General features: G+C 72.5%; 10 protein-coding genes and 1 pseudogene. 8 read left to right on the top strand and 3 right to left on the bottom strand.

Annotated features, from left to right (window positions below; translation table 11 throughout):
• A pseudogene (locus AB0399_RS34620) lies at positions 1 to 213 on the top strand (hypothetical protein); the annotation flags it as partial.
• A 46-nt stretch (positions 214 to 259) separates the two neighbouring features.
• Here the strand turns inward: AB0399_RS34620 and AB0399_RS34615 are convergent.
• Together AB0399_RS34615 and AB0399_RS34610 are read right to left on the bottom strand one after the other, a co-directional pair.
• Entirely contained in the window at positions 260 to 1168 is a 909-nt protein-coding gene (locus tag AB0399_RS34615) for a calcium-binding protein (RefSeq protein WP_366413983.1), read from the bottom strand.
• A gap of 492 nt (positions 1169 to 1660) precedes the next feature.
• Entirely contained in the window at positions 1661 to 3178 is a 1518-nt protein-coding gene (locus AB0399_RS34610) for a glycoside hydrolase family 3 protein (RefSeq protein ID WP_366413985.1), read from the bottom strand.
• 503 nt (positions 3179 to 3681) lie between these two features.
• On the opposite strand from AB0399_RS34610, the gene AB0399_RS34605 reads away from it, so the two are divergent.
• The 5 genes from AB0399_RS34605 to AB0399_RS34585 are packed head-to-tail and all read left to right on the top strand — an operon-like array spanning position 3682 to position 9231.
• On the top strand, positions 3682 to 4743 hold the full coding sequence (locus tag AB0399_RS34605; RefSeq protein ID WP_366413982.1) for a phytanoyl-CoA dioxygenase family protein: 1062 nt from the start codon (positions 3682 to 3684) through the stop codon (positions 4741 to 4743).
• 2 nt (positions 4744 to 4745) lie between these two features.
• The gene (locus AB0399_RS34600) at positions 4746 to 6236 is read left to right on the top strand and encodes a DUF6271 family protein (protein ID WP_366413981.1); all 1491 of its coding nucleotides are present in this window, start codon (positions 4746 to 4748) and stop codon (positions 6234 to 6236) included.
• On the top strand, positions 6233 to 7411 hold the full coding sequence (locus tag AB0399_RS34595; RefSeq protein ID WP_366413980.1) for a type III PLP-dependent enzyme: 1179 nt from the start codon (positions 6233 to 6235) through the stop codon (positions 7409 to 7411). The genes AB0399_RS34600 and AB0399_RS34595 overlap by 4 nt, the downstream gene beginning before the upstream one ends.
• Positions 7412 to 8023, top strand: coding sequence for a GNAT family N-acetyltransferase (locus tag AB0399_RS34590; protein WP_366413979.1), 612 nt, complete (start codon positions 7412 to 7414; stop codon positions 8021 to 8023).
• Positions 8024 to 8028: 5 nt separating this feature from the next.
• Positions 8029 to 9231: an MFS transporter gene (locus tag AB0399_RS34585; protein WP_366413984.1), complete on the top strand. Its 1203-nt coding sequence runs from the start codon at positions 8029 to 8031 to the stop codon at positions 9229 to 9231.
• 156 nt (positions 9232 to 9387) lie between these two features.
• On the opposite strand, the gene AB0399_RS34580 is transcribed toward AB0399_RS34585, so the two are convergent.
• Positions 9388 to 10368: an AsnC family transcriptional regulator gene (locus AB0399_RS34580; protein ID WP_366413978.1), complete on the bottom strand. Its 981-nt coding sequence runs from the start codon at positions 10366 to 10368 to the stop codon at positions 9388 to 9390.
• 136 nt (positions 10369 to 10504) lie between these two features.
• On the opposite strand from AB0399_RS34580, the gene AB0399_RS34575 reads away from it, so the two are divergent.
• Together AB0399_RS34575 and AB0399_RS34570 are read left to right on the top strand one after the other, a co-directional pair.
• Entirely contained in the window at positions 10505 to 12070 is a 1566-nt protein-coding gene (locus AB0399_RS34575; protein WP_366413977.1) for an MFS transporter, read from the top strand.
• A gap of 98 nt (positions 12071 to 12168) precedes the next feature.
• Positions 12169 to 12702: a YceI family protein gene (locus AB0399_RS34570; protein WP_366413976.1), complete on the top strand. Its 534-nt coding sequence runs from the start codon at positions 12169 to 12171 to the stop codon at positions 12700 to 12702.
• Positions 12703 to 12723: the final 21 nt, after the last annotated feature.

Below are 12723 nucleotides of genomic sequence, written 5' to 3'. Positions count from 1 at the left end.
GGCGTGCCGCGCGGCGCGCCGGCTCCGGAGTGGCAGGCGCTGGGCACGCCCCGTGCGGCGGCGTCCGTGCCCGCGCCTGCCCCGGCGCCGGAGGCCGGCGGCGGCGCCTTGCGCCCGGGTGGCGGCGCGTCCGCCACGAGCCCGGCGGTGCGGGTCGATCCGCGGGGGGATCGGGGCGGCCGGGGCGACCGGACCGACCGGGACACCGGCTGACCTGGCGAGTTCCGTGGCGGCGGGGTCGCCGGGCGGTGTCGGTGGCTCAGTCCTGGTGGACGGTGTTCTTGCCGGGGCCGCCGGAGAGGACGTCCTTGCCGGGGCCGCCGTACAGCGCGTCGTCGCCGCTGTTGCCGTAGATCGTGTCGACACCGCTGTTGCCGTAGATGGTGTCGTCGCCCTTGCCGCCGTACAGGAAGTCGTCGCCCTTCCCGCCGTAGATCCTGTCGTCGCCGTCGCCGCCGGACAGGTTCTGCCGTCCGTCGCCGCCGTAAAGGACATCGTTGCCGGTACCGCCGTCGGCGGCGGCGTCGGTGCCGCTGGAGTAGATCGTGTCGTTGCCCTCGCCGCCCTGCGCGATGCTGCCCGCACCGGCGTGGAGGGTGTCGTTGCCGTCGCCGCCGAGCACCACCGTGTCCGGGCCCACCGTCAGGTTGTCGTCGTCGGCGCCGCCGTCGACGCTGTCGCCGCCCACGCGGCCGGTCTCGGTGTAGGTGTCCTTGCCGGCGCCCAGGTCGAACGAGGCGAAGTAGTACGCCTGGTTGGTGGTGTTGGCGTACGCGGCGGTGTCGGCGCCGTCGCCGAGGTCGACCTTCAAGGTCGGGTACGGGTCCTCCGTGTCGTAGGTGGTGACCGTGCAGGAGACCTTGGTGTGGTCCGTGCCGCTGGGATAGGTGCAGCCGTCGCCGGCCGTGATCGGGACGGCGTCGTCGATCACGTACGTGATGTCGCTCAGGGTCGTGGTCGAGCTGGTGATCGTCACCTTGTTGGTCTGGCCGGGGGCCGCCGTGTAGTCGATCGCCTGGTCGCTCGCGTTGTAGGCGGCGGTCGCCGACGGCGTGGCGGCGCCGGCCAGGCCCGCGGCGAGGAGCGGGGCGGCCAGACCGGTACCGAGCGTGAGCGTCAGCGCCGACGCGGTGCGGAGGGCCCGGCGGCCGGAGAAGGGGGAGGACATGGTCGCAACCTCACTGAGGAGTAGGGGACTTACGGATGCATAGGACTCCGGGTGTCGGTGGTTGGTTGTATGCGGGTGGGGCCGGAATACGCGGACGGTTTCCGTGCTCGGGTGGGGGAAACGCCGTTGAGCTGGGGTGTTGTGCTGGGCATCCGCGGGGCGGCGCGTTCCATTCAGCCCTGATTCAGCGGGAATTCATGCGGGCGGAAAGGGCGGAGGGCGTGAATTCCCTTGCGGGTGAAGGGTTTTGGCGGGCGCATTCCGCGGTCCTCGGACTCGGGCGAAGAGCGACGCGGCGGCCTTCGGGGGCGGTGACAGCCGGTCACCGCGAGCCGTCCGGTTCGCGGTTCTGAGAGGACGGCGCCGACCTCGCCGACGGCAGCGCGAAGGGGGCCGCGACGTCGTGGACGTCGCGGCCCCTGCGGTGTCCGGCGGGCCGGGGGCTTGCCGCCCGGGCGGTCCCCGGGCGGTTGCCGGGTGGCTGTCGCGCGGTTACCGGGTGGGGACGCCGGCGAGTACCTCGGCCGCGGCCACGCCGGACGCCGCGGTGGCGCCGTGCGTGAAGACCCGGACCGCACCGGCCCCGGAGTCGTCCGGCAGCCCCATCTCGACCACGACCGCGTCCGGACGCGCCTCGGTGAGGTCGGTCAGGGCCTTGCCCATCCACTTGTTGCGCGCCGCGTCCCGGACGACGACGACCAGCGGGCGGCCGGCGGCGGGCGCGAGGGCGTGCTCGTCGAGGACCGCCGGGTGGTCGGTCAGCTGCTGCGGGTGCACCCGGACGAAGGTGGTTCCGGGCAGGCGCTCGCGCAGCGGTACGGCGACGCCCCAGGGGGTCTCCTTGCCGATCGCCAGGTTGGTGGACGGCACCAGCTCCACCACGTGCGGCGCGGCGGGCAGCGGCAGCGCCGTGTCCGCGGGGCCGCTGACCCGTATCGCGCGCCGGGCGGCGGTGAAGCCGATGTCGCCGCTGACCGGGTCGACCGGCACCGCGCGGGCCAGCCCGCTCGACCAGTCGGCGAACTCCCGTACCCGGCGCGACGCTTCGGCCAGCCGGGCCTCGGTGAGCCCGCCGGAGCGGACGGCGCCGGTGAGCGCACCGGCGAGCAGTTCGAAGGTGTCCTCGCCGGCGTGCTCCCCGCCGACGCAGATGGCGTCGGCGCCGGCCGCGATCGCCCGTACCGTGGCGCCGTCGATGCCGTACCGGTCGGTGACCGCGCCCATCTCGATCGCGTCGGTGACGATCAGGCCGTCGAAGCCGAGTTCCTTGCGGAGCAGGCCGTCCAGGATGCGGCTGCTGAGGGTGGCCGGGACGTGTGGGTCGTAGGCCGGCACCAGCAGGTGCCCGCTCATCACCGCGCGCACGCCCGCCTCGATCGCGGCCCGGAACGGCGGCAGCGCCTGCGCGGCGATGGTGTCGAGGTCCGCGTCGTAACTGGGCAGGCCGTGGTGGGAGTCGACGGCGACGTCGCCGTGCCCGGGGAAGTGCTTGGCGCAGGCGGCGACGCCGCCCGACTGGAGGCCGCGGACCCAGGCGGCGGCGTGCCGGGCCACCCGGTCGGGTTCGACGCCGAAGGACCTGACCCCGATGATCGGGTTGTCCGGGTTGGAGTTGACGTCCACGCTGGGCGCGTAGTCGAGGCTCACCCCGGCGGCGTGCAACTCGCGGGCCAGGTCGCGGGAGACGGCCTCGGTCAGCGTGACGTCGTCGACCGCGCCGAGCGCGAAGCTGCCCGGCCGGGTGGAGCCGGTGGAGGACTCGATCCGGGTGACGTCGCCCGCCTCCTCGTCGATCGCGATGATCAACGACGGGTTCTCCGCGCGTAGTTGGGCGGTCAATCGGGCGACCTGCTGGGGCGAGGCGATATTGCGGGAGAAGAGCACGACGGATGACAGACCGTCAGCGATGGCCCGCAGCACCCAGTCCGGTGCCTCCGTGCCGACGAATCCCGGCTGGAGGACGGAGAGCGCGAGAGCTCGCAACTCGTTGCTCTGCTTGCTGGTGGACACCAACTTGCTGGCGGACATCAACGGGGCCTTTCCGTGGGGCCGACGCACTGACCGCATCCGGCGGTGATTGGTACAGACCAACGGATACTGACTCAGGCTGCTCAGGGGTGTCAAGGCGGCTGCCGCCCGCGGTTGCAACTACTCGTGGTGCGGAGGTAATTGCGGAACGCGACGAAAGTGCTGGTGGGGCACGGTGGTTCACCAAGTGGTCATTTGACAGCGCCAGTTGGTCTAGTCCAACTTAGGAGAGCGCGAGTTCAGCGAGCGACAGTCGTGGCGTGAGTGACGGCAGATGCGCACGTTGACCGGCGGAGCCCAGCAGGACCACCCGGTGGATCGGGTGGACCCCGAGCCCGACGGCCAGGCATCTGTCGGTAGCGGGCGTCGATATCCGTTGCCGCCCCCCAACCCGCTGAGCCCGCACAGTCGACAGGTCCGCACGCCCAACCCCCCTCGCGCGGCGGACCGCTCAAGAACATTCCACCCTTGGAGCGACTGTTTTGTTGGCGCCTCAGAGCCCTTACCGGGCCGCATCGGAGTTCCCGTACTACAGCCCGGACGGCGAGACCTATCTCACCCCGGTACCGCTGCGGGACCTGCGCAAGACGCAAGAGCTTCGCGTGCTGTCGGAAGAGGACTTCGCCTTCTGGCAGAAGTACGGCTATGTGGTGGTCGAGCAGGCGATACCCGCGACCGCCGCACAGGAACTGCTCGACTTCGCCTGGGACTTCCAGGGCCTCGACCCGGCCCGGCCGGAAACCTGGTACGAGGAGCGGGAGTTCCGCACCGACCTCGAACGCGAGCTGCACATCTACGGCTTTGTCGAGGCGTACCACCACCAGCTCATCTGGAACAGCCGGCAGGCGCAGCGGGTCTACGACGCGTTCGTCGACGTCTGGGACTGCGAGGAGCTGTGGGTCACCCAGGACCGGCTCAACCTCAACCCGCCGAACATCAAGAACCGCGACCGCGCGCTGATCGCGCCCACCGAGCGCGGCTTCGACATCCGGCTGCACTGGGACATCGACAGCACCCTCGACGTGCTGCCGCAGCGGGTCCAGGGGATCATCGCGCTCGCCGACACCAAGCCGGACATGGGCGGCTTCCAGTGCTGCCCCGAGCTCTTCCACCGGTTCGAGGAGTGGAAGGCGACGCAGCCGGAGGACCGTGACCCGATCCGCCCCGCCATCGACACCGACGAGTTCCCGATCGTCCGCCCGGACCTGCGCGCCGGGGACCTGCTGATCTGGAACGGCTCGCTGGCGCACGGCGTCGCGCCCAACACCTCCACCGACGGGGTGCGGTCCGCGCAGTACCTGTCGATGATGCCCGCGCTGGAGTCGCACGAGGAACTGCGCCGCTCCCGCGTCGAGTCCTGGCGCACGCTCGGCACGCCGGAGTGGAACAAGACGCTCGTCGGCGACGCGACCAGGCACGAGTCGCTGCGCTACGACACCGCCGAGCTCACCGAACTCGGCGAGAAGCTGCTCGGCCTGCGGTCCTGGCACCCGCAGGGCGCCGACACCGCGGCCCGCCAGGACGCCCAGCCGGCGGCCGGAGAGTAGCGATGCGCCGAATCTGCCTTGCACTTCCCACCAACAGGTCCTGCCTGCCGGCGATTTCCGCGCTGCACGACGAAGCGGTCTACGCCGTCTCGCACTTCGACGTCGAGGTGCACCTGCTGGTCCTCGACTCCTGCGGGCCGGCGGTGTCCGAGCAGCATGCGGCCGCCGTCCGCGCGCTGCCCGCGACCCCCGGCGTCGTCGCGCACCACCTCGACGAGGCGGCGCAGCGGGACTTCCTGCGCCGGGCGATCGACGAATCGGGTGTGGAGAAGCCCGAGTTGGTGCTCGACCTGATGCTTCCGCGGGCCGTGTCCTACGGTGCCTGCACCAACCGCGCGTTCCTGGTCGCGGCCGCGCTCGGCTGCGAGTCGGTGCACCGGCGGGACTCCGACAGCCGGTACCAGGTCGTCGCGGGGGAAGCCGGGCGGGCCGTCGCCGCCGGGCAGTCCGTGCCGGCGGGGTCGTCCGTGGCCGCCGGGCAGTCCGGGCAGTCCGGGCAGTCCGGGCAGTCCGGGCCGGCAGGGCAGGCCGTCGCGGACGGACCGGTCGGGGGGACGTCCCCGGCCGGGGACACCGCGCGGCCCGTCTTCCCGATCCACCACGAACTGCTCGCGCTCGGCCGGCCCGCGGGCGACGCGGCCGCGGACGTGACCGAGACGGACCTGGACGCCGAGCACGCGGGCAAGCCCGTCTCGATGGTGGGGAGTTCCTTCGTCGGCGAGATGTCCGTGGACATCGAGGAGATGCGCCGGCTCGACCCCGGCGCCTACCACGACGTGGTCGGCCTGTGGGCGCCCTTCGACTGGTCGGCCGAGCAGAAGCGGGAGTTCGCCGACGACTCCTTCCGTGGCGCCGGCACCGAACCGTTCCACCACGACCACTCCACGCTGACGCACGTGGACCCCATGCGGGTCGACATGTGCAACATCGCCTTCCACGGCGTGCACGAGTCGGTGCCGCTGCTGCCGGCGACCGACACCATCGGCAGCGACTACTTCCTCATCCACCTGGTGCACGACGCGACGCTGCCCGGGGTGCTGCACAACCGGAACATCGTGAACTTCTACACCCCGGAGCGCAGGACCGGCCCCGGATTCACCGCGTACCAGCTGCGGTTCGCCAAGTTCTTCCTGTCGATGCTCTACCTGAACTTCGTCTACGACCGGATGGAGCGGGCCGGCGCGTCGCTGCTGGACGAGCGGAACCAGGTCAGGACCGACGCGATCGTCGAACTGCTCTGGGAGAGCAGCCGGTTGGACCAGGCCGAGAACGTGCAGCGGCTGGACGTCCTCGATGACGCCTACCGCCGGCTCGGCGGGAAGTACGCCGAGTTCGCCGACCTGCTGGCCGGCAGCCGGGAGCGGCTGCTCGACGAGGCGCGGCGCGACATCGAGGAGTTCGCGGTGCTCACCGAGGTCTGGCCGGCCCTGGTCGGCGGCGCGAGAGCCACGGACCCCGGCCTGCTCCAGCGGCAACCGGACCGACGTCCGTGAGGCATGACGACACGCTGCTCGCCGCACTGGCGGCGGCCGACGACGACCGGATCGTCTTCGATCTCAGCGGCATCGAGGAGCGCTACGCCTCCCTGCTGGCCGAACTACCCGGCGTCGCCGTCCGGTTCGCCCTGAAGGCGTGCCCGGTGGACGAGGTGCTCGACTGCCTGGCCCGGCAGGGCAGCGGGGTGGACGCGGCGAGCGTGCAGGAGATCGGGCAGGCGCTGCGCGCCGGGGTCCCCCCGGAGCGCATCCACTACGGCAACACCATCAAGTCCGACCCGGACATCGCCGAGGCATACCGGCTCGGCATCCGGGACTTCGCCACCGACAGCCTGGCGGACGTCACCGCCGTCGCCGAACACGCGCCCGGCGCACGGGTGTTCTGCCGGCTGGCGACCGACGGCGGCGGCGCGCTGTGGGGACTGAGCCGGAAGTTCGGCTGCTCGCCGGAGGACGCCGTGGCCGTGCTGGAACGGGCCCGGGACGCGGGCCTGGAACCGGCCGGACTGTCGGTGCACGTCGGGTCCCAGCAGATGACCGCCGGTGCGTGGCGGCGGGCGTTCGAGCAACTCGCCGATCTGCTCGACACGTTGCGCGGGCGGGGGATGACGCTGAAGTACGTCGACCTCGGCGGCGGTCTGCCGGCGCTCGGCTACCTCGACGAGCGCGGCGAACCCCTCGACCCGCCGCTGGACAAGATGTTCGCCGTGATCCGGGAGGGCATGCAGATGTGCCGGGACGCGGGCGGCGCGCTGGACTTCATCGTGGAGCCCGGCCGCTACCTCGTGGCCGACCACGGCGCGGTCCGGGCGCACGTCGTCCGGCTGTCGCTGCGGCACGACGCGGACGGCGAGCCGCGCCACTGGCTCTACCTGAGCTGCGGCAAGTTCAACGGCCTGTACGAGATGGACGCGTTGCAGTACCGGCTGGTCTTTCCCGGCCGGCACGGCGGTCCGTCCGTCCCGGCGACGGTCGCGGGGCCCACCTGCGACAGCGACGACGCCTACCCCGGCGGCCACCGGCCGGTCCGGGTGCCCGCGTCGATCGCGTCGGGCGACCCGGTCTGGGTGATGTCCAGCGGGGCGTACGCGGTCAGTTACATGACGCAGGGCTTCAACGGCTTCGGCCCGCTGCCGTGGACGTGCGTGCGCAAGGCGGAAGGCGGGCGGTAGATGACCTGGAACGCGCGTATCCGGCGGATGGCCGACGACGACTGGGAGGACGTCGTCGGCCTGGAGACCCGCGCCTATGCGGCCCTCGGGCTGTCCGAGGGACGGGCGGCGCTGGAATCCAAGGCCCGGGTCTCCCCGGCGACGTGTTTCGCGCTGGAGTTGGTCCCGGGGCTCGGCGCTGACCCGGGTGCCGATCCGGGCGCCGGGGCGCGGCTGGCGGGCTACCTGCTGGCGCTGCCGTACCCGGAACGGTCCTACCCGGGTCTGGCCCGCAGCGAGGAGGCGGCCACCCCGTCGCGGAATCTGCACCTGCACGACCTGGTGATCGCCGAGGACGTGCGCGGCCGCGGGCTCGGGAAGCGGCTGCTCGGCCGGCTGACCGCCGCGGCCCGGGCCCAGGGGTACGAGCAGATCTCGCTGATCGCGGTCGGCGGCAGCCACACCTTCTGGTCCGCGAGCGGGTTCACCGCGCGCGACGGCGTCGAGGCCCGCGGCTACGGGCCGGGTTCTGTGTACATGACGATGGCGCTGCCGTCCGGCCAGGTGGAGGGCGACCGGACCGCGGTCGGCGGCCTGCCGATCGGGGCGCCGTCACGAGAAGAAGTGGGATGAGCCCGATGCTGCGCGTTCACGATCCTTTCCGCAGAGGGCAGTTGGCCACGGCCGCGCTGTTCTTCTCGCTGGGCTTCCAGTACGCCACGTGGGCGTCGCGGCTCCCCGCGATCAAGTCGCACCTGGACCTGACCGCGGCGGAGGTCGGCCTGCTGCTGATGGCCACCGGGATCGGGGCGGTGGCCACCTTCCCGGTGGTGGCCGTGCTGATGCGGCGGCTGGGCTCGCGGCGGCTCGCGCTCGGCTCGGCGCTCGGCCTGGCGCTGCTGCTGCCGGCGATGTCCGCGCTGCCGGACTACCCGGTCGCGCTGCTGGTGATGCTCTGCGACGGCGCCCTGGTCGGCGGGCTGAACGTGGCGATGAACGCGCAGGGCGCGGCCCTGGAGGCGGTCCACGAGCGCAACGCGATGGCGCGGCTGCACGCCGTCTTCAGCGGCGGTTCGCTGGCCGCGGCCCTGCTGGCGTCGGGGATGAACGCGCTGACGTCCACGCTGATCGTGCACTTCGCGGTCGCCGCGGGGCTGGTCCTGCTGCTGCTCGGCTTCGCGCGCGGCGGCCTGCTCACCGAGGACCGGCAGGCGCAGGAGAAGAAGGAGAAGGGCCGCGGGCGGTGGACGCCGCCGTCCCGGGTGACGCTGTGGCTGGGCGCCGCGATGGTCTTCGGCACCGTGACCGAGGGCGCCATGAACGACTGGTCCGCCCTCTACATGAAGGACGTCGCCAAGGCGTCGGCGGAACTGGCCCCGATGGGGATCGCGGTCGTCTCGGTGATGATGGTGCTCGCCCGCGTCTTCGCCGACTCCTGGCGCAGCCGCTGGGGCGACGGCCGTATCGTCCGGGTCGGCAGCGCGCTGGCGGCCGTCGGGCTGGCGCTCGCGCTGCTCAGCGGGGGAGTGGTGCCTGCGCTGCTCGGCTTCGCCTGCGTCGGCCTGGGCATCGCCTCGGTCACGCCGTGCGTCTACGTGGCCGCCGCGAAGAACGGTTCGGACGCGCTCACCGTCGTGGCCACCATGGGGACGACCGGTCTGCTCGCCGGGCCGCCGGTGGTCGGGTTCATCGCGAACGCGAGCGGGCTGGTCTGGGCGCTCGGGGCGGTGGCCGCCGCCGCGATGCTCGTCTCCGTGTGCGGCACCCGGATTCGCTGGACCCCGGTCGAGCCGGAAGCCGCTGTCACCGCCGAGGTGAGCGTGACCGCCGGGTCCGTGTGACCGGTGGTCGTGCGTGACCGGTGGTCGTGCGCGGCCGCCGGGTTCGTACGACCACCGGGTTCGTACGGCGCTGGGCGTGTACGGCGCTGAACGCGTATGGCCACCGGACGCGTGTGACGGGCGGGTTCGGGTGACCGTAGCCGGAATCGCTGCCGGTCAGGTGGCGTTCGGGCGGAGCACCGACCCGGCGCGCTTGACCGTACGGATCAGCGGAGCGGTCTCGATCGCGCGGATGCCCGGCAGCCGGCCGAGGGTGCCGCTGAGGTAGTCGTACAGGTGGCGTTCGTTGCGGCAGACGACGTTGGCCACCAGGTTGCTGCTGCCGGTGACCGCGGCGACGAACGGCGCCTCGGGGTGGCGGGCGACGGCCCGCGCGGTCTCGTCGAGCCGGTCGGGCCGGGCCGAGATCCACAGCAGCGAGTTGCTGGTCATGCCGAGGGCGTGCTCGTCGAGGTCGAGGTCGAAGTAGAGCACCCCGGAGTCGCACAGGCCGCTGATGCGGCGGCGTACCGACGACTCGTGCCAGCCGGTCGCCGCGGCCAGTTGCGCGGTGCTGGTCCGCCCGTCGTGCGCGAGATGGGACAGCAGCTCCTCGTCGTCGGCGTCGAGGGCCAGTACGGTGTCGTCCCGCTCGCGCGTGATCGGCGTGGGCAGCCGGTCGAGTTGGGCGTCGGTCAGGGCCGAGGTGAACACCGGCCAGGTGGGCGAGGAGAAGGTGCGCAGCAGCGAGTGGGCCGAGATGTGCACCACCCGGCGGCTGTTGGGGATGCCTTCGAGGAAGAGCGCGTCGCGCTGCTCGGCGGTGCGCGCCTGGACCACGCAGACCACCTCGGTGCCGCCCGAGGCCAGTTGCACCCACCGGGTGTCCACCCGCCGGGTCAGCGCGGCGGCGATCGCCCCCGTCGAGCCCGGGGTGCACCGCAGCCGGACGAGCCAGTCGGTCCAGCCGACCCGCTCGCCGTTCACCCGGCCCAGGACGCGCAGGCCGGCCGACTCGCGCAGCCGGCGGTAGCGGCGCGCCGCGGTCTGGTCCGAGACCCCGACCAGCTCGGCCAGCGTCCGGAACGCGATCCGCGGGTCCACCACCAGCGCGTGCAGGATCTGCCGGTCCACGGTGTCCAGCGTGGCGATTTCCACGGAGCTGAGCCTATCGCTGTCGAGATCCGTCGCGAACGGCCGGATTCCTGGTCGGTGCGAACACGTCGGCCGAGCATGTCCTCACCCGGCCGGAAGCCGCTTTCCCCGCGGTGCGCCGCCGATGAGAGGACATGTGATGGACAGGAAATGGTGGACGTTGCTGGCCGTGTGCGCCGGCTCGTTCATGCTGCTGCTCGACGTGACGATCGTGGTCGTCGCGCTGCCCGAGATCCAGGGCTCGCTCGGCGCCGGCTTCGCCGAGGTCCAGTGGGTGGTGGACGCCTACGCGCTCACCCTGGCCGCCCTGTTGCTCACCACCGGCTCGCTCGCCGACCGCTACGGGCGCCGCCGGCTCTTCGCGCTCGGGCTGGGCGTCTTCACCGCCGGCTCGGTGCTGTGCGGCCTGGCCCAGTCGCCGCTGATGCTCATCGTCTCCCGCTGCGGCCAGGGCGTCGGCGGGGCGATGATGTACTCCACCTCGCTGGCGCTGCTGGCGCACGGCTTTCCGCGCTCGGAGCGGGCCGTGGCCTTCAGCGTGTGGGGCGCGGTCACCGGCGCCGCCGTCGCGCTGGGCCCGATCCTGGGCGGTGCCCTCACCAACGGCCTGGGCTGGCGGTGGATCTTCCTGGTGAACATCCCGGTCGGCGCGCTCGCCCTGGTCGTCACGCTGGGCAAGGTCGAGGAGTCGCGGGCGCCGCGGGTGGCCCGGCCGGACTGGACCGGGTTCGGCCTGCTCACCGGCGGCCTGGTCGGTCTCGTCTACGGGCTGATCCGGGCCAGCGAGAACTCCTGGGGCGACACCGCGGTCGTCGCCTGCCTCACCGCCGGCGCGGTGCTGCTGGTCGTCTTCGTGGTCGTGGAGAGCCGGGTCGCGCACCCGATGTTCGACCTGTCGCTGTTCCGGACGCCGACGTTCGTCGGCGGTTCGATCGCCGCCTTCACCATGAACGCCTCGCTGTTCGCGATGTTCCTGTACCTGGTGATCTACCTCCAGGACGTGCTCGGCTACAGCTCGCTCGGCGCGGGCCTGCGGCTGCTGATCATCACCGGCGCGCTGCTGGTCGCGGCCGCGGTCGCCGGGCGGCTCAGCGAACGCGTCCCGATCCGGCTGCTGATCGGACCCGGTCTCGCGCTGGTCGGCATCGGCCTGTTCCTCATGGCGGGCCTGCACGGCGACAGTTCCTGGACCCACCTCGTCCCCGGCTTCGTCGTCGCCGGTGTGGGCGCCGGGCTCGTCAACCCGCCGCTGGCGGCGACCGCCATCGGCGTGGTCACCCCCGACCGCTCCGGCACCGCCTCCGGGGTGAACTCGACCTTCCGGCAGGTCGGCATCGCCACCAGCGTCGCCGTGCTCGCCTCCGTACTGTCCTCGTCGCTGCACCGCGACCTCGACCACCGGCTCGCCGGGGTGCCCGGCCTGAGCGGGCACGGCGGGCAGATCGCCGCCGGCGTGCGGCAGGGCGACATCGGCAAGGTCATCGCGGGCGCCCCTCCCCAGCAGCGCGGCGTGCTGGCCGCCGCGATCCGGGACGGCTTCGCCGCCGGCCTCGACAACCTGCTGGTCATCACCGGGGTGGTGGCGTGCGTCGGCGCGGTCTGCGCGCTCGTGCTGATCAGGAGCAGGGACATCATCACCTCCGAGACGGGCGAGCAGCCGGAACGCCCGCCGGCCGCGGACGGCCTTCGGACGGTGGCGCGTTGAGCCGTCCCGCCGGCGCGACCCGCCGCACCCGGAGCCCGGCGCCGACGTCGCGCCGGCCACCCGCGGATTCGTCACCGTCGTACGCAGGAGGAGACCTCATGACCAGGGCGACAGCCGTCAACCCGCTCACCGCCGGGACCGGAGCCGGGCACTGGGTCCTCGGCAGCCGGGCCGGGAGCGTCCGTTTCGCGCACCGGCTGATGGGCGGACTGCTCACCGTCAGGGGCGGTTTCGCCGTCACCGGCGACGTCACCGTATCGCCGGACGGGTCGGTCACCGGCACGCTGCGGATCGACTCGGCCTCGATCGACACGAGGAACAGGAAGCGGGACCTCCATCTCAGATCCGCCGACTTCCTCGACGTGGCGCGGTATCCCGAGATCCTGGTCGTGATCGACTCGGCGGCCGTGTCAGGGGACGAGGTGGAACTGCGGGCCGACATCCGCGTCAAGGGCATCCGGGAGCGGCAGCGGCTGCATGCCCGGATCACCGACGTGAGCGGTGACAAGGTGGCGGTCGCCCTCGAGGTGGCGATCGACCGGCACCGCTTCGGCATCACCTGGAACCGGTGGGGGATGGTGCGCGGCAGCACCCTCATCACCGTCGACGCGGTCCTCACCCGCGCCGCCTGATCGCACCCGCGCCCGGCCCGA

It is taken from the genome of Streptomyces sp. NPDC088194 (assembly GCF_040702025.1).
Classification (GTDB): Bacteria; Actinomycetota; Actinomycetes; order Streptomycetales; family Streptomycetaceae; genus Actinacidiphila.
Note: the sequence above shows the minus strand (reverse complement) of the source record. Positions and strands in the feature narration are given on the sequence as shown.

Coding starts and splice junctions, on each gene's coding strand:
- AB0399_RS34615 (WP_366413983.1), bottom strand. CDS start 1,168: ATGTCCTCCCCCTTCTCCGGCCGCCGGGCCCTCCGCACCGCGTCGGCG.
- AB0399_RS34600 (WP_366413981.1), top strand. CDS start 4,746: ATGCGCCGAATCTGCCTTGCACTTCCCACCAACAGGTCCTGCCTGCCG.
- AB0399_RS34590 (WP_366413979.1), top strand. CDS start 7,412: ATGACCTGGAACGCGCGTATCCGGCGGATGGCCGACGACGACTGGGAG.
- AB0399_RS34585 (WP_366413984.1), top strand. CDS start 8,029: ATGCTGCGCGTTCACGATCCTTTCCGCAGAGGGCAGTTGGCCACGGCC.
- AB0399_RS34575 (WP_366413977.1), top strand. CDS start 10,505: ATGGACAGGAAATGGTGGACGTTGCTGGCCGTGTGCGCCGGCTCGTTC.
- AB0399_RS34570 (WP_366413976.1), top strand. CDS start 12,169: ATGACCAGGGCGACAGCCGTCAACCCGCTCACCGCCGGGACCGGAGCC.